The following is a 19,352-nucleotide window of genomic DNA, read 5'->3' as shown; positions in this document are numbered from 1 at the left end:
TTTGATCGTGGGCTTGGATGCCGGTGGCACCAAGCTCGGCGTGCGTGCTGAGACCCTCGACGGCTCACGCGTCGCCGACGTCGCCCTGCCGGCGGATGAATGGAGCGCATCCCCGGCAGGCGGCGCCGCTCGGTGGCTGCACGCCCGCATCCGGCACGTGCTGCCCGAGGGTGCGACCGTCTCCGCTCTCGGCGTCGGCGCTCAGGGACTCGACACCGTCGAGCACGCCCGTGAGCTCCGCGCCGCCCTCGGCGAGCTGGGCTACCGCGCGGCTGTCGTGAACGACGCCGAGCTGCTCGTCCCGGCCGCGGGCCTGCGGGAGGGCATCGGCGTGATCGCCGGCACGGGCTCCATCGCCGTCGGCGCGGATGCGTCCGGCCGGACCCTGTTCGCCGGCGGCTGGGGATGGGTGATCGGCGACGAGGGCGGTGCGCCCGCCATCGTCCGCGATGCCACCATCGCCGCTCTCCGCGCCGACGATGACGGCGCACCGGACGACGGCCTCCTCGCCGCTCTGGAGCGCGCGTTTGGGGTGTCGTCCGCGCCGGCACTCGCCCGCGCCGTCAACGACGACCCGACACCGGAGAACTGGGGGCCGCGCGCCGTCGCCGTCTTCGCGGCGGCGGACGGCGGCTCCGCCCTCGCCGTCTCCGTCATCGACCGGGCCGCCTCCGAGCTCGCTGCGCTGATCGGCCGCCTGATCGCCCGGGGCGCCGCCGGGTCGCACATCGTGGTGGGCGGCAGTGTGTTCGCCCACCAGCCGCGGCTGCTTGCGGCCTTCTCCGGGGCGGTCGCGGCCGCGCATCCCGGACTCACCGTCGTGCCGCTCGCGGACGCACCGGTCGCCGGCGCCGTCGAGCTGGCCAGGCGCATCGCGGTGTGAGCCGCGCGCGCATCCCATCGGCCGTCACAACAAAGGAGTCACCATGGCCATCGCCACCATCAACCCCACCACCGGCGAGACGCTCAAGACGTTCGAGCCGCACACGGCCGAGCAGCTGGAGGAGATCCTCGCCGCGGCCGAGGCCGCCTACCGCGGGCTCGCGGACACGACGTTCGAGCAGCGGGGCGCGTGGATGCGCGCCGCCGCCGACCTCCTCGACGCCGAGCTCGACGAGGTCGCCGCGCTCGTCACGACGGAGATGGGCAAGACCATCGGGACGGCGAAGTACGAGGTGTCGAAGTCGGCGCGCGGCATGCGCTGGTACGCGGACCACGCCGCGGAGTACCTCGCCGAAGAGCGACCGGTCGCGGCGGGCGACGTCGGCGCCTCGGCGGTGAGCGTCCGCTACCAGCCGATCGGGACGGTGCTGGCGGTCATGCCGTGGAACTACCCGTTCTGGCAGGTGATCCGGTTCGCGGCCCCCGCGCTCATGGCCGGCAACACCGGCATCCTGAAGCACGCCTCCAGCGTTCCGCAGAGCGCGCTCTACCTCGGTTCGCTGTTCGAGCGGGCCGGGTTCCCGGCCGGAGCGTTCCAGACCGTCCTCGTGGAGGGCGGCGCGGTGGCGCCTCTGATCGACGACCGCCGCATCCGAGCGGTCACGCTCACCGGTTCGGTCGGGGCGGGATCGTCTGTGGCGGAGGCGGCGGGACGCAACATCAAGAAGTCGGTGCTGGAGCTCGGCGGCACGGACGTGTTCGTCGTGATGCCGTCGGCCGACATCGCAGCGGCGGCCGCAGCCGGGGTGAACGCGCGCGTGCAGAACTCGGGTCAGAGCTGCATCGCCGCCAAGCGGTACTACGTCCACGCGGACGTCTACGATGCGTTCGAGGAGGCCTTCGTCGCGGGGATGCGCGCGCAGGTCGTCGGCGACCCGTTCGACGAGGGAACGTCGTTCGGCCCGCTGGCCACCGAGCAGGTGCGTCGCGACACCCACGAGCTGGTCGAGGACGCCGTCGCCAAGGGTGCGACCCTCCTAGCCGGAGGCGAGCTGCCGGACGGCCCCGGCTGGTTCTACCCGGCGACGGTGCTGCGGGATGTCACCCCCGAGATGCGCATCTTCCGCGAGGAGTGCTTCGGGCCGGTCGCGTGCCTGTACCGGGTCGAGTCGGCCGAGGAGGCCGTCGAGCGCTCGAACGACTCGGACTTCGGCCTGAGCTCCAGCGTATGGACGCAGGACGATGACGAGGCCGCCTTCTTCCAGGACCGCATCGAGGCCGGCGGCGTCTTCGTCAACGGGCTCACCGCATCCTTCCCGCAGCTGCCCTTCGGCGGCATCAAGGACTCCGGGTACGGGCGCGAGCTGTCGGCGTTCGGCATCCGCGAGTTCACCAACGTGAAGACCGTCTGGCGCGCATGACCATGGGGGCGGCCGTGGCGCCGGCGGCGGGGGCGGTCGCGACCGCATCCACCGCCGGTGCCGCGGTGCGCCGTCGCGGGCGCGCGCACCGGACGGCGGGCACCCTCGTGCACGAGCTGCCCGCGGCCGGGGTGATGGCGCTCGCCTGCGCCGCCGGGAACGCGGCGGCGCTCTGCGCGGGCGCTGTCGCACTCGCCATGCTCGCCTGCGGCTACGGGCGGATCGCCCGCCGATCCCCGTTCGCGCGCGAGCATGTGGTCGACCTCTGGGCCATGCTCCTCGTCATGGTGGGGATTGCCTTCTCGGCTGCTCCCGTTCCGGCTGGTGTCGTGGGCTCGGCTGTCGCGTCCCCGCACCGACACCTGGACCCGTCCGTCGGCGGCCCGGTCGGCCCGGCGCTCGTCGCCATCGCGGTGGCTGGCTGGCTGATCGGCCGCCTGGTGCTGGCTCGCCGGGTGCGCCGCCTGCATACCGTCGTATCGGCCGCTGTGTGCGGCGGGATGCTCGTCGCGATGCTCGCCATGTGAGCGACGCGTCGGCCGGTACGTGTGAGTCCCGACGCGTTCGTCACGACTCGGGGACGATGCGGAGCGCGGCCGCGGCGGCCGCGAGCAGGGGCGCCGGGGTGTCGAGGCGGTCGGCGCGGCGCACGAGGTCGCCCAGCACCGCTTCCACCTCGACCGGACGGCCCGCGCGATGATCGCGGTACATCGAGGTCGTGAAGTGCGACCCCGCCTCGGTGAGGACGCCGCGCGCACGCTGGACGGCATCCGCCCGCGGCGCATGACCGGCGCGCGTCATCACGTCGACGACCTCGTCGACCACGGCTTCCGCCGTCCGTGCGCCGCCGTCCGCCGCGACGATGCGGCCCACATCCGCCCCCAGGAGGGTGTTGGTCGCACCGCCGGACGCGAGCAGCAGCCACTTCTCCCACATGTCCGCGACGATGGTGGTCGACGCGGAGCTCTCGATGGGCGAATCGCTCAGGTCGTCCGCGATCCGGCGCACGCGCTCGGTGTCCCGCCCGTCGAGCTCGCCGAAGCCGAGGGTGGCCCCGGGCCGGAGGATCCGGATCGCGCCGTCGTCCCGCAGCTCGGTCGCCGTGAGGCAGACGCCGCCGAGGACCTGCCCGGGGAACGCGGCGTCGAGCGCCTCGATGTGGGCGATGCCGTTGAGGGACGGGATGACGACCGTGCCCGGTCCGATCGCGCCGCGCAGGTCGGCGATGGCCCCTGGCAGGGCGTACGCCTTCACCGACAGCAGCACGACGTCGTACTCGGGGCGCACGGTGTCCGCCGTGACGGTCTCCATCGGGAAGGCGGAGGTCGGGCCGTCCGGTTCGGCCAGCACCAGCCCGTCCCGCGCGAGGATGCGTGCCCGCTCCGGCCGGACCAGCAGCGTCACCCGGTGACGGGACTCCTGGAGCAGCGCAGCGAGATAGCCGCCGACGGCCCCTGCCCCCACGATCAGGTATCTCATCGACCGCCCTCCGCCGACCGATCGCGGATCGCCCACGCCGCCAGGACGGCCAGAACGCCGCCCGCGGTCAGCACCGCCCAGGCGCCGGTGTACCCGGTGAGGGAGCTCGTCGCTCCGAGCGTGAGCGCCACGAAGACCGCGACTCCGATGGCCGAGCCGATCTGGCGCGCGGTGTTGAGCACGCCCGCGCCGGCCGAGTATTCGTGCTGGGGGAGGCCCGCCGTCCCGCCGGCGATGAACGCCGTCTGCGCGAGACCGGCTCCGAGACCCGTCAGCACGATGCCGGGGAGGTAACCCCACCAGAACGAGCCGCCGGCGGTGAGCAGGATGGTCCACCACAGCCCGCCCAGCGCGAACAGTGCACCGCCGAGGAGGCCGAGGGTGCGCGGGGTGGACGGGAGGCGCCCCGCGACGATGGTCGAGACCACGGCGGCGGCGGGTCCGGCACCGAACGCGATGCCGGCGACGGCCGGAGACAGCCCGAGCGGGCCGGTGAGCACCAGCGGCGCGCCGACGAGCATGATGCCGAAGCCCGCGTAGAAGAAGAACATGCCGGCCGAGGCGGCACGGAAGCCGTGATCGCCGAACACCTGCAGATTCACGGCGGGGACCGCCGCCCGCCGGCTCCTCCACACGAACAGCACAGCGAAGAGCGCGGCGAGCAGCGCGCCGACGCCGAGTTGCCAGAGGCTCACGTCGGGGTCGGAGCTGTACGAGACGGTCCAGACCACCAGCGCGGCCGCGGCGGCGAGAGCGAGCGAACCGAGGAGATCCGGTCGCCGACCGCCCGAGCCGGGCGCGGAGGGCACGCGGGGGAGGACGATCAGGGCCGGCAGCGCGAGCACGACGTTGATGAGGAAGATGAAGCGCCAGTCGACCTGCACGAGCAGCCCGCCGACCGTCGGCCCCAGGGCGGCGGCGATGGATCCGGTGGCCGCCCAGACGCTGACGAGCCGGGTGTGCCGCGCTCGCGGTGCCGTGGTGAGGAGGAGTCCGAGGCTGGTCGGGATGATCGCGGCAGCGGCAGCTCCCTGCACGGCGCGTGCCGCGATCAGCACCCCGATCTCGGGCGCGATCGAGCAGACCGCGCTGGCGACGACGAACACGACGAGACCCATCACGAAGGTCCGCTTCCTGCCCACGACGTCGGCCAGTCGGCCGAACGGGATCAGGAGCGCTGCGAAGGCGATGCCGTAGGCGTTGAGCACCCAGGCGAGCTGCTGAGGCTGCACGCCGGGAAAGCTGGCGCTGATCGAGCCGAACGCGATGTTGACGATGAAGAGGTCGAGGGAGGCGAGCACACTCCCGGTGGCGACCACGAAGAACGTCAGTCCCAGTCGGGAACCCCGCGTCTCGTCTTTACTAGCTTCAAGCAAGTCAGCCACGGAACAAGTAGGCCACAGGCTGTCGCTGGAGCGCAAGCTCGGATCTTGAACGAGCATTCAGCGGTGCTAGCGCTAAGCTAGCTGCAGGAGGACGACATGCCACTGAGATCCGATTGGTCGACCCGCCCGTGCACCATCGCCCGGGGCATCGATGTCGTCGGCGACCCCTGGGTGCTGCTCATCCTGCGCGAGGCGTTCGCCGGTGCCCGCCGATTCGAGGAGTTCGCCTCCCGGACCGGCATCACCGACAAGGCGCTGAGCGCCCGGCTGCGCACGATGGTCGAGAGCGGTCTGCTCGAGCGGTCCACCGCGGGCGACGGGGCGCGCCCTCGGGCGGAGTACCGGCTGACGGAGTCCGGCGCCGCAACCCTGCCCATCCTGCACGCATTCGCCCTGTGGGCCGACGAGCACGGGCCGGAACCCCGACCCGGTCGCCTCGGTATCAACTGCGTCGCGTGCGGAGCACGCGCCGAGGCGGCCGATGTCTGCGTCTCGTGCGGCCGGAGGCTGACGCCGGACAATGTGCGGTGGACGCGACCCGGCGAATGGGATGGCGCCCAGGTCGAGCTCGTCGGCGCCGCGACACCGGCCGGCTGAGTCGAGCGGACATCCCGCCGCGCCCGGTATGCGCATTCCCAGGCGGTGGCGGAGCCGGTACTGTTGCCGTGTGGGTGAGGCGAAGAGCGAGGCGGCGCCCCGACGTCCCGTCACTCTGACCGACGTCGCGCGGCGGGCCGGCGTCTCACAGCCGACCGCGTCCCGGGTGCTCAACGGAAGCGCGCGGACCGTCGCAGACAGCTACCGGCGCCGGGTGCTCGACGCCGCCCGCGAGCTGGGTTACACGCCCAACCTGGCCGCACAGGTGATCGCGCGCGGCACCTCCCGCACCATCGCCCTGGTGATCAGCGGGATCTCGGACCCGTACTTCTCGGCCATGGCCTCCGAGCTCATGAAGCAGGCGGCGGAGTACGGGATGCGCGTCTCGATCGCCGTGACCGACCGCCGGGTGGACCGCGAGCTGGAGCTGGTGCGCGAACTGCGCGGACAGCAGCCGCAGGCGATCGTGCTGGCGGGCACCGGGTACGTCGATCCGCCCAACGGGGACGAGCTGGTGGCCGAGTTGCGCCGTTTCGAGGAGACCGGCGGCCGGGTCGTGCTGATCAGCCGGACCGACCTTCCCTTCGAGACCGTCACCTTCGACAACCGCGAGGGCGCACGCGAGCTCGCCGCGGAGCTCACGACGCTCGGGTACCGGCGCGCGCTCGTGCTCGGAAGCGCCACCCCGCTTCTCTCCATGCAGCAGCGCGTCGACGGATTCGTCGAAGGGTTCGGAGGGGAGGCGGCCGTCGCGTATCCCGAGTTCTCGTGGGAGGGAGCCCGCGAGCACATCCGCTCGCTGCCCGACGACGAGCTCGCGAACATCCAGCTCGTCTTCGCGATCACCGACGACATGGCGCTCGGGGCGATCGCCGGGCTCCGCGACCGCGGGCGGCGCATCCCCCAGGACGTCGCGGTCGCCGGATTCGACGACATCACCACGCTGCGTGACGTCGTGCCCGCCCTCACCACCGTCCACGTGCCGCTCGACCAGGTCGCCGACGAGACGGTCCGCCGTGCCCTCGACGGGGATGCGGGGGGCCGCACGGTCCCGGCGCACCCCGTGATCCGGGCGTCGACCCCGCCGGTGCGGCGGTAGGCCCGCAGGTGACGGCCGGTAGGTTGGGGCTGTGAGCGAGAACGCCCCCACCCTGTCCGACGTCGCCGCGCATGCCGGCGTCTCGCTGGCGACCGCGTCCCGCGCGCTGAACGGCAGCACGCGCAAGGTCAACGCGGCGCTGCAGGAGCGGGTGCTCGCTTCGGCCCGCGAGCTCGGCTACAGCCCCAACGTCCAGGCGCAGGCGGTCGCCCGGGGCACGAGCAACGTGGTCGCGCTCGTGGTTGGCGACATCGCCGACCCCTACTTCGCCTCCATCGCCTCCGGGGTCGTGCGTGTGGCGGACGAGCGCGGCCTCATCGTCACGATCACCGCGACGGGACCCTACGCGGGCCAAGCGTCGGTCGCGCGCGAGCAGGCCGCGCTGGCGGCTCTCCGCGGGCAGCGCCCGCGCGCGGTCGTCCTCGCCGGAAGCCGCGTCGTGCGGCCGGACGCCCAGAGCGCCGCCGCAGCGCCGGACGACCCGCTCGCGGGCGCCCGTGCGAACGTGGCCGTGGTCGGCGGGGGAGCTCCGGAGCATCGCACCGTCGCCGTCGACAACCACGGCGGGGCGGCGGCGCTCGCCCGCGAGCTGCTGGCGCTCGGCTACAGCGACTTCGCCGTCATCGCCGGCCCCGAGGAACTCGTCACGGTGCGCGACCGCGTCGACGGTTTCCGGTCGGTCGTGCCGTCGGCCTCCATCGCCCACGCCGAGTTCTCGCGCGCGGGAGGACGGGATGCCATGGCCGAACTGCTCCGCTCGGGTGCGCGCCCCGAATGCGTCTTCGCGGTGAGCGATGTCATGGCGATCGGGGTGATGGCGGCTCTGCGCGAAGCGGGCATCGCACCCGGCGAGGAGGTGGCGGTGGCGGGATTCGACGACATCCCGCTCGTCGCCGACGTCACTCCCGCCCTCACCTCGGTGTCGCTTCCGCTGGCCGAGATCGGAGCCCGTGCACTCGAGCTCGCGCTCGCGGACGAGTCGGACGACCAGGGCGGGCCGGACGGAGAGCGTACGCCGGTCTCCGCCGAGGTGCGCGTGCGCGCATCCACTCCTCGGCGCTGACGAAGACGGACCTCAGAGCTTGACGCCGCCCGAGATGAGATCGATCTTCCAGTAGCGCTGCAGCGACAGGAACAGGATGGCCAGCGGCACGATCGACACGAGCACGCCTGCGATCACGATCGAGTACTGCGCCGCCTGGCCGCCGGTGATGATCATGAGGCCGTACAGCCCGAGAGTCAGCGGGTAGAGCTGGTCGTTGTTGATCATCACGAAGGGCAGGAGGAAGTTGTTCCAGATCCCGATGAACTGCAGCAGGAAGACCGTCACCAGTGCGGGCATCATCAGCCGCGACCCGACCGACCAGAAGATGCGCCACTCGCTGCCGCCGTCGATCCTGGCGGCCTCCATGATCTCGTCGGGAACCGACGCCTCCGCGTAGATCTTGCACAGGTAGATCGCGAACGGCGACACCAGCTGGGGGAGGATGACGGAGGCGTAGGTGTTCGTCATCCCGAACTTCGCCAGCAGCAGGAACTGCGGGATGGCGAGCATGATCTGGGGGAGCAGCACGGCCGCGACGATGAGCCGGAAGATCCACTTCGACCCGGTGAACGTGTACTTGCCGAGGGCGTACCCGGCCGCCCCCGCGATGACGGTGGACAGCACGCCGCCGCCGATCGCGTAGATCACCGAGTTGAGCGCCCAGCGGCCGAAGATGCCGTTGTTGTAGGTGAACAGCGCCTGCATGTTGGTCCAGAAGCCGCCGGTGAAGGACGGCACGAACGACGGGGTCGAGAACAGCTCGTCGTTGGTCTTCGTGGAGGCGATGAGGATCCACAGCACCGGCAGGACGCAGTACAGCGCGCCGACGATGAGGATGAGGGTGGGGACGATCCGCAGACCGGAGCGAGTCCGCAGCGGCGGTCGCGGGTCGGATCGCCGCGCCGCCGTCGTCGGCGGCCCGTCGGGGGTGCGTACGGTCGCGGTGGTCATCGGGTCTCCCTCCGGGCGAAGCGCCGGCCGATCACGTTGACGATCACCGTTGCGGCGACGGTCATGAGGATGAGGATGAACGAGGTGGCAGCGCCCTCGTAGATGCTGTTGTTGACGAACGCGTCCGTGTACACGCGCATCAGCGGCACCCAGGTGGACGAGATGGCATTCGCCAGCGGCTTCAGGGTCGTCGGCTCGTTGAACAGCTGCAGGGCGCCGATGACGGAGAACAGGGCGACCATGGTGATGGCCGGGGCGATCAGCGGCAGCTTGATGCGCAGGGCGACCTGCAGCTCGCTGGCGCCGTCGAGCTCCGCCGCCTCGAACAGCTCCTTGGGGAGGCTGCGCACGGCGGTGTAGATGATCACCATGTTGAAGCCGACGACGCCCCATACCGCGACGTTCGCGACCGAGAAGAAGATCCCTGTGCTCCCGAAGTAGTCGATGAAGCGGCCGCCGATGGGGCTGGTCGCCGGGAGGTACATGAAGCCCCAGAGCAGCGACGCGACGACGCCGGGAACCGCGTAGGGGAGGAAGATCGCCAGCCGGGTGACGCCGACCAGCCGGGCGCGCTTGGCATCGAGGCAGAGCGCGAAGAGGGTGGCCAGCACGATGGTGAGCGGCACGCCGATCAGGGCGATCAGCAGCATCCGTCCGAGGCTCGCCCAGAACTCCGGGTCGGTGAGGGTCGTCACGTAGTTGGCGAAGCCCGCGAAGACCTCGGTCGGGTCGCCGCCGCCGAGGAGTCCGCCGCCCACCTTCAGTTGCAGGAAGCTGAGGATCACCGCGTACACGCCGGGTGCGACGGTGAACAGCAGCAGCAGGATGACGGCGGGCGCGACGAGGAACACGGGCAGAAGCGTGCGCCTGCGGCGCGGTCTCCGTGCGGTGCCGGCTCCGATGACGGCCATGGGCGGGTCTCCAGTTCGGTGGGTGCGGGCGGTGGATGCGGTGGGGTTTCGGCGGGGACGGCGTGGGGGTCGCCGCCCCCGCCGGGGGAAGCAAGGTCAGCCCGTGACCTTGAACCCGATCTTCTTCATGTCGGACACCGTGCTCGACTGCATCTTGTCGAGAGCCGCGGCGAGCGGCGTCTTGTTCTGCAGTGCGTCGCCGAAGGCGTTCGAGTAGGAGTCGAACGTGACGTTCGCGTTCGGTCCCCAGATGTCGAAGGTGCGGACGCCCTTCGCCAGCGTGCCCATGAGGGTGTAGTAGTCCGGCTGGTTCGACATGAACGGCGGCGGGGTCTGAAGCTCCGGAGCCGTCTGGTTCGACAGGCTCGCGGGGAAGACCTGTACGTTCTTGATCAGCGAGGCGACGCCCTCCTTGGAGGAGTTCATCCACTTCACGAACTTCGCGGCCTCGGCCGGGTGCTTCGAGTTGGCCGTCACGGCCTCGGTCTCGCCGCCCCAGATGCCGACGGTGTCGTCTCCGGCCGTCCAGGCGGGGAGGGGCGCCGCGACCCACTTGCCCGCGGTGTCCTTGGCGATCGACGGCAGCTGGTTGGGCGCCCACTGCGCGCTGACCCAGCCCACGAGGGTGCCGTTGTTCATGTCGGTGTTCCACTGGGCGGACCAGTTCGGCTCCGGGCTGACGACGCCCTGATTGACGAGCCCGCTCCAGTAGTCGGCGACCTTCTTGGAGGCGGCGTCGTTGATGGCGACCGTCCACTCGTCACCGGAGGCCTTCCACCAGTCGGCGCCCGCCTGCTGGGCGAGTCCGGCGAACCAGCCGGGGTCGGCGGCGGTGAAGTTGCCGATGAACTTGGACGGGTCGGCTGCGTGGATCTTCGCGGCGTCAGCGGCGTACTCGTCCCAGGTCTTCGGTGCGGTCAGGCCGAGCGAGTCCCAGATGTCCTTGCGGTAGAAGAACACCATCGGGCAGACGTTCTGCGGGACGCCGTACGTCTTGCCCTCGAACTGCACCTGCGCCAGCGTCGACTTCGAGAAGTCGCCGGAGAGGTCGCCGACGTACTTGTCGATCGGGACCACGACCTTGTTGGCGATCAGGGCCGGGAGCGCCTGGTACTCGACCTCGGTGACGTCCGGGTTCGTGCCGGCCTTGTTGTTGGTGATCAGCTTGTTGTACAGGGTGTACCCGGTGCCGGACGGCTTGGTCAGCTTGACCTGGATGTCCGGGTTGGCCTTGTTCCACTCGTCGACGACGGCCTGCATGCCGCCGTCCCAGTTGACGTAGGACAGGGTGACCTTGCCGCCGGAGGACGACGAGGTCCCTCCGCCGGAGCTCGAGCAGCCGGTCAGGACCGTGGCCGCGGCAGCGGCCATGCCGACCACCGCTCCGATGGTCCTCAGCGTTGACTTCCTCACTGTGTGCATCTCCTTCGATGATTCGTGGTGCGTTCTCGTGGTGCGTCGGGTGGGTTCAGCCCTCGGCCCATGCGGGGTAGCGCACGGGGGTGGTCTGGATGCCGATCCACTGCCGATGGGTGAAACCGGCGAGCTGTCCCTCGCCGCCATGGCGGGCATACCCGTCGTTGACATGGACCTCGTTGCTCTTCACCTGTTCCGCGAACGCGAGTCCGCGCATCGGGTCGCCGGTGAAGACGGAGTTCATGAGCGTGCGGTGCCTGTTGACGAGGGCGAGTGCCTCCGCCTCACTGTCGACGACGGTGATCGGCATCACCGGGCCGAAGATCTCCTCCGTGAACACCGGCATGTCGGGGGTGACGCCGGTGAGGACGGTGGGCTGGTAGAAGAGGCCGTCGTGATCGCCGCCGACGGCCACGGTGGCGCCGGCCGCGATGGACGGCCAGACCAGGCCATCGGCGAAGCGGCGCAGCTGGGTCTCGCTGATGATCGGGCCGAGGTCGACGTCGTCGCGCAGCGGGTCGCCCACGCGGAGGGCGCGCACGCGCTCGACGACGGCGTCGGTGTATGCCGCCGCGACATCCCGGTGGACGATGTGGCGCCCGGCGGTGATGCAGGTCTGGCCCTGGTACCAGAGCGACGACCACACTGCGCAGCTGGCGGCCTGGTCGATGTCGGCGTCGTCGAGCACGACGAACGCGTTGTCGCCGCCGAGCTCGGTGGCGACGGGCCGGAAGGATCGCGCCGCGAAGTTGGCGATCTGGTGGCCGACCTCGAACGATCCGGTGAAGTGGATGAGGTCGAGGTCCGGGTGCTCGCTGAGCGTGCGGCCCGTGGTCGGCCCGTCGCCCGGGACGACCGCGAACACGCCGGCCGGGACGCCGGCCGCGAGCGCGGCCTCCGCGAGGATCTGGCCTCCGGCGATCGGAGTCAGCTCGGCGGGCTTGAGCACGACGGCGTTCCCGTAGGCGAGTCCGGGGGCGAGCGCACGCATGGCCAGGCTCATCGGGTAGTTCCAGGGGACGATCAGGCCGATGACGCCGAGGGGGACGGCGCGAGAGAGCGAGAGCTTTCCCGACTTGTACGGAGGGAGGATGCTCCCCGCGTTCTCGGTGAGCTGGGTGGCGGAGTTCTCGAGCTGCGTGATCGCCTGCCCGAGCTCCTCCTCCGCCTTCTCGAGCGTTCCGCCGGTCTCGCGGATGAGCAGGGTCAGGAGCTCGTCGCGCCGGTTCTCGAGCTCCGCGGCGAACCGGCGGATGATCGCGGAACGGGTGTTGGCATCCACCTGCGCCCAGGCGGGCTGCGCGTGGCGGGCCGCGGCCACCGCGCGGTCGACCTGTGCGGGGGAGGCGTTGCCGTAGCTGCCGAACGGCACGCCGGCCGCTTTGTCGAGCACGGGGATGCCGTCGCCGGCCTCCGGTCGCTCGAACCGGCCGTCGATGAACACCTGGACGTCGTAGTCGCGGAGCTCGCGCATGGGGGATGCCTCCTGGATCGAAGGGGTGGTGGGTACGGTGACAGTCTCAGGCAACGGCGATCAGAGCTTCCTTCGTGACGGGATGTTCGGCCGGCTCCCCGGCGACGAATCGTTCGATCTCGTGGCGGGCGCACTCGCCCAGACGACGGACCTCGGTGCCGAGCGCACCCGCGACGTGGGGTGTGAGCACGACCCCCGGCAGAGACCGCAGCGGGTGCTCCGCGGGGAGGGGTTCGGGCTCGGTCACGTCGAGGACGGCGCGCAGGCCGCGGTCGCGGACCGCGGCGGTGAGCGCCTCCTGGTCGACGATCGGGGCGCGGGCGGTATTGATCAGGGTGGCGCCGTCGGGCAGCAGGGCGAGCTGCGCGGCCCCGACCATCCCGACCGTCTCGGGCAGCAGCGGCGCGTGCACGCTGACGATGCTCGATCCGGCGAAGAGGTCGTCGAGGGGCACAGCCCGTGCTCGCTCGAGGACGGGGTCGCCCTGGCGCACCTGCGGGTCGTACAGCAGCACGTCGATGTCGAACGGCTCGAGCAGCTCGATCACCCGGCGGCCGACGCGGGAGGCGCCGATGATGCCGACCGTCCGGCGGAAGTTGCCGATCGCCGGGTCGGCCTCGCGCTCGTAGAGGGCCGGGTCGGTCGCGTACCCGCGGATGTAGTCCGGCACGCCCTTGCCGGCCAGCAGGATCATGGCGAGCGTGTACTCGGCGACGGGATAGGCGTTGGCGTTGGCCGCGCTGGTGACGAGCACTCCGCGATCCCACGCGGCGTCGTCGATGTGGCCCTTCACCGTGCCGGCGGCGTGGACGATGGCGCGCAGCCGGGGCATGCGGTCGAGCTCCGCCGGCCCGATGTGCGGGGCGCCCCATCCGGTGACGAGGATCTCCACGCTGTCGAGCAGCCCGGCGGGCGCGGTGGCGAAGTCGGTGATGGTGACGGTGGCGTCCAGCACGACGATCGACCGGAGGGCGGCGAGGTCGTCGGACGAGAACAGCAGAGCCGGCAGGTCCGGTCGCATGGCGAAGGCGGCGACGGGCGTGCTCGCTGCGGTCATCGTCGACTCCTCGGGTGGGGCGGTGGTCCGGATTGCGCATTCCCAGAATGCGCATTCCCAATAATGCGCATCCCAGGTCGCCACGTCAAGCACGAATTTCGGAGAGCCTGGAAGCGGCTCAGGAGACGAGGCGACGCACCGCCCGGCGGAGGATCTCGCGGTGGGTGTCGGCGTCGTAGGAAGCGGCGTCATGGCCGAGCGCATCGTAGAAGATCGTCGCCGGGCCGTACTCGCGCTCCCACATCAGCGGATGCTCGGCGCCGTCGTGCTCGTGCGAGGCGAGCGCCAGCACGTCCGGCTGCACGCGCAGGTCGGTGTACCGCTCGTCCGTCACCGAGAAGTCGTCGAGCCCCGCCACGATGGGGCTGCGATTGGCGTGAACATGGATGCGGGCCGGCCCGTAGTCGGGGTGGAACGTCGTGCCGCGCACCCAGACGCCGCCGAGGATGCTCTCCCACTCGGGGATGCCGCGCAGCGAGGTCGACGTCACGTGCGATGCGAGCAGCGGCCGCCCGGAGGCGAGATACGCGAGCAGGCCGTCCCGGGCGCGGCGTTCGGCCTCCGGGTCCGGGGTGCCGGTGAGCGCCGGGTCGCCGATGTTGAGCACCAGCAGGTCGGGCGCATCGGTCGTCAGCGCGGCCATGCGCGCATCCACCTCTTCGGAGATCTCGACCTCGAGTCCCACTTCGCGGAGGATGCCCGCCAGTCGCTCCGACGTCTCGGCGAACGGGTGCCAGGGATCGGCGTACCGTCCGGCGCCGCTCAGGATCAGTGCTCGCATCACAACCTCCGTCGGTTCGGGTTGACACCCGCGAAACGGGGTCTATCGTAACGCGATGGTAAGCGCTTTCTCGCGCGCGTGCCGATCACCGTCGATCGGAAGGGAACCTGTGTCCGACACTGCTATCGCCTCCACTCGCCTGAACCCCGACCAGCGCAACGCGTTCATCGCGTCGCTCCTCGGCTGGATGATGGACGCCTTCGACTACTTCATCATCGTGCTCGTCTACGCCGAGATCGGGGCCGAGTTCCACGTCCCGCTCGAGCAGATGGCGTACCTCACGACCATCACGCTGATCATGCGCCCCGTCGGTGCGTACCTGTTCGGTCTGTGGGCCGACCGGATCGGCCGGCGCATCCCGCTCATGGTCGACGTGTGCTTCTACTCGGTGGTGGGATTCCTCTGCGCCTTCGCCCCCAACTTCACCGTGCTCTTCATCCTGCGGCTGCTCTACGGCATCGGGATGGGCGGCGAGTGGGGCCTCGGCGCCGCGCTCACGATGGAGAAGGTGCCGCGCACCCGCCGCGGGTTCTACTCCGGCATCCTGCAGGCCGGCTACTCCGCCGGCTACCTGCTGGCGTCGCTCGCCTTCCTGCTGGTGCACTCGGTCCTCGGGCTGAACTGGCGGTGGATGTTCGCGCTGAGCATCCTGCCCGCGCTGATCACGCTCATCATCCGCTCCCGCGTCAAGGAGTCGGAGGTGTGGGAGAACACCCGGGAGAAGATGCGGAAGGCCGACACGTCCATCCGCCGCGTGTTCTTCGACGGCAAGGTGCTGCGCCGGTTCGTGTACCTGGTGCTGCTGATGGCGGCCTTCAACTGGATGAGCCACGGCACGCAGGACATCTACCCGACGTTCCTGAAGTCGACCGAGAACGGGGGAGCCGGACTGGATGCGGCGACGGCCGGCTGGATCGCCGTCGTCTACAACATCGGCGCGATCGTCGGCTGCGTCGTGCTCGGCTCGCTGTCGGACCGCTGGGGCCGGAAGGCGACGATCATCCTCGGGGCGGCTCTGACCATCCCGATCATCCCGATCTTCGCGTTCTCGCAGACGGCAGGGCTGCTGTGCCTCGGCTCCGCGCTCATCCAGTTCACGACGCAGGGGGCCTGGGGCGCCATCCCGGCGCATCTGAACGAGATGTCGCCGAACGCGATCCGCGGGTTCTACCCGGGCGTGACCTACCAGCTGGGCAACGTGATCGCGGCGTTCAACCTGCCCATCCAGCAGGCGCTCGCGCCGCAGCTCGGCTACGGCTGGGCGATGGCGTCGACGGTCGGCATCGCGGCGATCGCCGTCATCCTGCTGACCGCCTTCGGCAAGCAGGCGCACGCCATCGACTTCACGCGGGACGACCCGGTGTCCGCCTCGATGCCCGCAGCGCGTCGAGCCGCCTGACCCCGCCCCGTTCGCGATTTGGCGCAAATCGCGGGAATCGCGCACTGATAACCGCGATTTGCGCCAAATCGGCGCGGGGGGCGGGCGGCTTGACCGGGCGCGGCGGCGGGCGTTAGGCTTGGTAAGCGCTTTCCAACCGAGTGCAGCACATACGAAGGAGTACACGTGTCGTCGATCGGCATCATCATGAACGGCGTCTCCGGGCGCATGGGGTACCGCCAGCACCTGGTCCGCTCGATCCTCGCCATCCGCGACCAGGGCGGCGTCGAGCTGTCCGACGGCCGCCGCGTGCAGGTGGTGCCCCTGCTGGTCGGACGCAACGAGGAGAAGCTGGCCGAGCTCGCGAAGCGCCACGACATCGCCGACTACACGACCGACCTCGACGCGGCCCTCGCCGACGACCGCTGGCAGATCTACGCCGACTTCCTCGTCACGAAGGCGCGCTCGGCCGCCATCCGCAAGGCCATCGCCGCGGGCAAGGCGATCTACACCGAGAAGCCGACGGCCGAGAGCTTCGAGGAGGCGCTGGAGCTCGCGCGCCTCGCCGACGACGCGGGCATCAAGAACGGCGTCGTCCACGACAAGCTCTACCTGCCCGGCATGCGCAAGCTCAAGCGGCTGATCGACTCCGGCTTCTTCGGCCGCATCCTGTCGGTCCGCGGCGAGTTCGGGTACTGGGTGTTCGAGGGCGACTGGCAGGCGGCGCAGCGGCCGAGCTGGAACTACCGCGCGGAGGACGGCGGCGGCATCGTCGTCGACATGTTCCCGCACTGGAGCTACGTGCTCGAGAACCTCTTCGGCCGTGTGGAGTCGGTGTACGCGCAGGCGGTCACCGAGATCCCGCAGCGCGTCGACGAGCGCGGGGAGGCGTACGCGGCCACCGCGGACGACGCGGCCTACGCGATCTTCCAGCTGGCGGGCGGCATCACCGCGCAGCTCAACTCCAGCTGGACCACCCGGGTCAACCGTGACGAGCTGGTCGAGTTCCAGGTCGACGGCACGCTCGGGAGCGCGGTCGTGGGTCTGTTCGGCTGCAAGATCCAGCCCCGCAACGCGACGCCGAAGCCTGTATGGAACCCGGACCTCGCCGACGCGCACGACTACGCGGCCGACTGGATCGAGTCGCCGGCCAACGAGGTGTTCGAGAACGGGTTCAAGACGCAGTGGGAGGAGTTCCTGCGGCATGTGCTCGAGGACGGCCCCAACCGGTTCGACTTCCTCGCGGGTGCCCGCGGCGTCCAGCTGGCCGAGCTCGGGCTGCGCTCGTCGCGGGAGGGTCGGCGGATCGAGCTGCCCGAGGTGACGCTCGACACCACGCCGACGCCGACCGCGGGCGCCGCGGGCCTGGAGGCGGCGGCACGATGACGGCCGCCGCGCTCTCCACCGCGACCGCCGTCACCCTGATCGGTGCCGACGGCGCCACGTCGTCCGTCGATCTCGGCTCCGCTCCGGCGTTCACGCGCCCGGCCGCCCCGCTGCGGTCGCGGGTCGCCTACGCGGCGGCTCACGTCATCCCGAAGCCCTGGGCGGAGAACGTGCCAGGCGCCCCCGCCGACATCGACTGGGAGGCGACGCTCGCGTTCCGCAGGCACGTGTACTCCTGGGGGCTCGGTGTCGCCGACGCGATGGACACGGCCCAGCGCAACATGGGCCTGGACGCGGCGGCGACGCGTGAGCTGATCTCGCGGAGCGCAGCCGACGCCCGGGAGGTGGGCGGCTCGGTCGTCGCCGGCGTCAACACGGACCACGTCGACGAGCCGGTCATCCCGCTGGATGCCGTCATCGACGCGTACAAGACGCAGCTGCACTTCACCGAGGACGCCGGTGCGGGGGTCGTCCTCATGGCCAGCCGGCACCTGGCCCGCGCGGCGGAGTCGCCGGCCGACTACGAGCGCGTCTACGGCGAGGTGCTCGCCGCGGCCTCCACCCCGGTCGTGCTGCACTGGCTCGGCCCGGCGTTCGACCCCGCGCTCGACGGGTACTTCGGCTCCGCCGATGTCGCGACGGCCGGCGAGACGGTGCTTCGGATCATCGAGGCCGCCGACGGCCGGGTCTCCGGGATCAAGATGAGCCTCCTGGACGCCGCGGCGGAGCGCTCGCTGCGGGCGCGCCTGCCCGAGGGCGTGCGCATGTTCACCGGCGACGACTTCAACTACGTCGAGCTGATCGAGGACGACGGTTCCGGCCACTCGGATGCCCTCCTCGGCGCGTTCGCGGCGCTCGCGCCGGCGGCATCCGCGGCGATCCAGGCGCTCGACCGCGGCGACTCCGCACAGTACCGGAGCGTCCTCGAGCCGACGCAGCAGCTCTCCCGCCAGGTCTTCGCGACGCCGACCTTCTACTACAAGACCGGCGTCGCCTTCCTCTCCTGGCTGAACGGGCACCAGCAGTCGTTCTCCATGGTCGGCGGACTGCACTCCGCGCGCAGCCTGCCCCACCTGTCGGAAATCGTCCGGCTCGCGGGGGAGTGCGGTGCGCTGGAGCGACCGGACCTCGCCGCCGAGCGCTGGACGTCGCTGCTCCGGCTGAACGGGGTCGACGCATGACGGCCGATCCGCGCCTGTCGATCAACCAGGCGACCATCAAGTACGCGAACCTCGCCGAGGCGCTGCGCGTCGTCGGCTCGGCCGGAGTCGAGGCGATCGGCCTCTGGCGCGAGCCCGTGGCCGAGGTCGGGCTGGATGCGGCGGTGCGGATGCTCGCCGACTCCGGTCTGCGCGTTTCGAGCCTGTGCCGTGGCGGCTTCTTCACCGCGCCGGAGGGCGCCAAGCGGCGCGCGGCCCTGGACGAGAACCGGCGCGCCATCGAGGAGACGGCGGCGCTCGCCGCGGCCGGCGCCCCCGGCTCGGCGGCCGTCCTGGTCCTGGTCGCCGGCGGGCTGCCCGACGGGTCGCGCGACCTCGCCGGCTCCCGTGCCCGGGTCGCGGACGCGATCGCGGAGCTGGAACCGGAGGCCCGCGCCGCCGGAGTCACCCTCGCCATCGAGGCGCTGCACCCGATGTACGCGGCCGACCGCGCAGTGGTGTCGACGCTCGGGCAGGCGCTCGACATCGCGGAACCCTTCCCGGCCGAGTCCGTCGGTGTCGTCGTCGACACCTTCCACCTGTGGTGGGACCCCGACCTGTTCGCCCAGATCGCCCGCGCCGGTCGCGACGGTCGCATCGCGAGCTACCAGGTGTGCGACTGGGTGACGCCGCTCCCCGCCGACGTGCTCCTGGCGCGCGGGATGATGGGCGACGGCCACATCGACTTCGCGCCCATCAGCGCGGCGGTCGCCGAGGCGGGCTACACCGGCGATGTCGAGGTCGAGATCTTCAACGAGGCGATCTGGGCGGCGGACCCCGCAGCTGTCGTCGCGCGCACCGTGGACGCGTTCGATCGCGCGGTCGGACTGCGGTCGGCCGAGCGGGCGTGATCCGCGAGCCGGTGTCGGGGCGCGGCCACCGCATCCATGC

Annotated in this window: 18 protein-coding genes; 10 read left to right on the top strand and 8 right to left on the bottom strand. The window is 71.1% G+C overall.

All coding sequences use genetic code 11. The features are described 5' to 3' along the window. Window positions 1-7: 7 nt before the first annotated feature. The 3 genes from BLR91_RS14240 to BLR91_RS14230 are packed head-to-tail and all read left to right on the top strand — an operon-like array spanning window position 8 to window position 2,830. Window positions 8-883, top strand: a complete 876-nt coding sequence (locus tag BLR91_RS14240) for a BadF/BadG/BcrA/BcrD ATPase family protein (RefSeq protein ID WP_231918928.1) — start codon at window positions 8-10, stop codon at window positions 881-883. Window positions 884-926: 43 nt separating this feature from the next. Continuing rightward, on the top strand, window positions 927-2,303 hold the full coding sequence (aldh, locus tag BLR91_RS14235) for an aldehyde dehydrogenase AldH (RefSeq protein ID WP_018189855.1): 1,377 nt from the start codon (window positions 927-929) through the stop codon (window positions 2,301-2,303). Beyond that, a complete protein-coding gene (locus tag BLR91_RS14230) occupies window positions 2,300-2,830 on the top strand; it encodes a hypothetical protein (RefSeq protein ID WP_089881068.1) in 531 nt (176 codons plus the stop codon). The genes aldh and BLR91_RS14230 overlap by 4 nt, the downstream gene beginning before the upstream one ends. Before the next feature lie 40 nt (window positions 2,831-2,870). Here BLR91_RS14230 and BLR91_RS14225 read toward each other — a convergent pair whose 3' ends face one another. Continuing rightward, window positions 2,871-3,782 carry a 2-dehydropantoate 2-reductase gene (locus tag BLR91_RS14225; protein ID WP_089881072.1) on the bottom strand — a complete coding sequence of 304 codons (912 nt, stop codon included), beginning with the start codon at window positions 3,780-3,782 and terminating at the stop codon, window positions 2,871-2,873. Then, window positions 3,779-5,167, bottom strand: coding sequence for an MFS transporter (locus tag BLR91_RS14220; protein ID WP_231918927.1), 1,389 nt, complete (start codon window positions 5,165-5,167; stop codon window positions 3,779-3,781). The genes BLR91_RS14225 and BLR91_RS14220 overlap by 4 nt, the downstream gene beginning before the upstream one ends. 96 nt (window positions 5,168-5,263) lie before the next feature. Between BLR91_RS14220 and BLR91_RS14215 the strand changes: the two genes are divergently transcribed. From BLR91_RS14215 to BLR91_RS14205, 3 genes are all read left to right on the top strand, one after another. Next, window positions 5,264-5,764: a winged helix-turn-helix transcriptional regulator gene (locus BLR91_RS14215; protein ID WP_089881081.1), complete on the top strand. Its 501-nt coding sequence runs from the start codon at window positions 5,264-5,266 to the stop codon at window positions 5,762-5,764. Between the two features lie 70 nt (window positions 5,765-5,834). Continuing rightward, entirely contained in the window at window positions 5,835-6,863 is a 1,029-nt protein-coding gene (locus tag BLR91_RS14210) for a LacI family DNA-binding transcriptional regulator (RefSeq protein ID WP_018189860.1), read from the top strand. A 31-nt stretch (window positions 6,864-6,894) separates the two neighbouring features. Then, window positions 6,895-7,926, top strand: coding sequence for a LacI family DNA-binding transcriptional regulator (locus BLR91_RS14205; RefSeq protein ID WP_089881084.1), 1,032 nt, complete (start codon window positions 6,895-6,897; stop codon window positions 7,924-7,926). A gap of 12 nt (window positions 7,927-7,938) precedes the next feature. Here the strand turns inward: BLR91_RS14205 and BLR91_RS14200 are convergent, their stop codons facing one another. The 6 genes from BLR91_RS14200 to BLR91_RS14175 form a co-directional block, all read right to left on the bottom strand. Beyond that, entirely contained in the window at window positions 7,939-8,859 is a 921-nt protein-coding gene (locus tag BLR91_RS14200) for a carbohydrate ABC transporter permease (RefSeq protein WP_018189862.1), read from the bottom strand. Then, window positions 8,856-9,770: a carbohydrate ABC transporter permease gene (locus BLR91_RS14195; protein WP_018189863.1), complete on the bottom strand. Its 915-nt coding sequence runs from the start codon at window positions 9,768-9,770 to the stop codon at window positions 8,856-8,858. The genes BLR91_RS14200 and BLR91_RS14195 overlap by 4 nt, the downstream gene beginning before the upstream one ends. Window positions 9,771-9,866: 96 nt before the next feature. Next, window positions 9,867-11,183 (bottom strand): extracellular solute-binding protein, encoded by a 1,317-nt coding sequence (locus BLR91_RS14190; protein ID WP_231918926.1) that lies wholly within the window; start codon window positions 11,181-11,183, stop codon window positions 9,867-9,869. Between the two features lie 55 nt (window positions 11,184-11,238). Continuing rightward, entirely contained in the window at window positions 11,239-12,660 is a 1,422-nt protein-coding gene (locus tag BLR91_RS14185; RefSeq protein WP_089881090.1) for an aldehyde dehydrogenase family protein, read from the bottom strand. A 46-nt stretch (window positions 12,661-12,706) separates the two neighbouring features. Next, window positions 12,707-13,717 (bottom strand): hydroxyacid dehydrogenase, encoded by a 1,011-nt coding sequence (locus BLR91_RS14180; protein WP_020075562.1) that lies wholly within the window; start codon window positions 13,715-13,717, stop codon window positions 12,707-12,709. 118 nt (window positions 13,718-13,835) lie between these two features. After that, window positions 13,836-14,498, bottom strand: a complete 663-nt coding sequence (locus BLR91_RS14175; RefSeq protein ID WP_089881093.1) for a ThuA domain-containing protein — start codon at window positions 14,496-14,498, stop codon at window positions 13,836-13,838. Window positions 14,499-14,607: 109 nt separating this feature from the next. Between BLR91_RS14175 and BLR91_RS14170 the strand changes: the two genes are divergently transcribed. The 4 genes from BLR91_RS14170 to BLR91_RS14155 all read left to right on the top strand — a co-directional run bounded on the left by BLR91_RS14170 (window position 14,608) and on the right by BLR91_RS14155 (window position 19,312). After that, window positions 14,608-15,897, top strand: coding sequence for an MFS transporter (locus BLR91_RS14170; protein WP_018189868.1), 1,290 nt, complete (start codon window positions 14,608-14,610; stop codon window positions 15,895-15,897). Between the two features lie 165 nt (window positions 15,898-16,062). After that, window positions 16,063-17,262, top strand: a complete 1,200-nt coding sequence (locus BLR91_RS14165) for a Gfo/Idh/MocA family protein (RefSeq protein ID WP_089881097.1) — start codon at window positions 16,063-16,065, stop codon at window positions 17,260-17,262. After that, on the top strand, window positions 17,259-18,443 hold the full coding sequence (locus BLR91_RS14160) for a dihydrodipicolinate synthase family protein (protein ID WP_089881101.1): 1,185 nt from the start codon (window positions 17,259-17,261) through the stop codon (window positions 18,441-18,443). Before BLR91_RS14165 ends, BLR91_RS14160 begins: the two co-directional genes overlap by 4 nt. Beyond that, a complete protein-coding gene (locus BLR91_RS14155; protein ID WP_089881105.1) occupies window positions 18,440-19,312 on the top strand; it encodes a sugar phosphate isomerase/epimerase family protein in 873 nt (290 codons plus the stop codon). Before BLR91_RS14160 ends, BLR91_RS14155 begins: the two co-directional genes overlap by 4 nt. Window positions 19,313-19,352: the final 40 nt, after the last annotated feature.

This window comes from Leifsonia sp. 466MF (assembly GCF_900100265.1).
In the GTDB taxonomy this organism is placed as follows: Bacteria; Actinomycetota; Actinomycetes; order Actinomycetales; family Microbacteriaceae; genus Leifsonia.
Note: the sequence above shows the minus strand (reverse complement) of the source record. Positions and strands in the feature narration are given on the sequence as shown.

Excerpts from the sequence above, each read along its gene's own strand:
- aldh (WP_018189855.1), top strand. The coding sequence starts at position 927 with ATGGCCATCGCCACCATCAACCCCACCACCGGCGAGACGCTCAAGACG.
- BLR91_RS14230 (WP_089881068.1), top strand. The coding sequence starts at position 2,300 with ATGACCATGGGGGCGGCCGTGGCGCCGGCGGCGGGGGCGGTCGCGACC.
- BLR91_RS14225 (WP_089881072.1), bottom strand. The coding sequence starts at position 3,782 with ATGAGATACCTGATCGTGGGGGCAGGGGCCGTCGGCGGCTATCTCGCT.
- BLR91_RS14215 (WP_089881081.1), top strand. The coding sequence starts at position 5,264 with ATGCCACTGAGATCCGATTGGTCGACCCGCCCGTGCACCATCGCCCGG.
- BLR91_RS14200 (WP_018189862.1), bottom strand. The coding sequence starts at position 8,859 with ATGACCACCGCGACCGTACGCACCCCCGACGGGCCGCCGACGACGGCG.
- BLR91_RS14195 (WP_018189863.1), bottom strand. The coding sequence starts at position 9,770 with ATGGCCGTCATCGGAGCCGGCACCGCACGGAGACCGCGCCGCAGGCGC.
- BLR91_RS14185 (WP_089881090.1), bottom strand. The coding sequence starts at position 12,660 with ATGCGCGAGCTCCGCGACTACGACGTCCAGGTGTTCATCGACGGCCGG.
- BLR91_RS14180 (WP_020075562.1), bottom strand. The coding sequence starts at position 13,717 with ATGACCGCAGCGAGCACGCCCGTCGCCGCCTTCGCCATGCGACCGGAC.
- BLR91_RS14175 (WP_089881093.1), bottom strand. The coding sequence starts at position 14,498 with ATGCGAGCACTGATCCTGAGCGGCGCCGGACGGTACGCCGATCCCTGG.
- BLR91_RS14160 (WP_089881101.1), top strand. The coding sequence starts at position 17,259 with ATGACGGCCGCCGCGCTCTCCACCGCGACCGCCGTCACCCTGATCGGT.
- BLR91_RS14155 (WP_089881105.1), top strand. The coding sequence starts at position 18,440 with ATGACGGCCGATCCGCGCCTGTCGATCAACCAGGCGACCATCAAGTAC.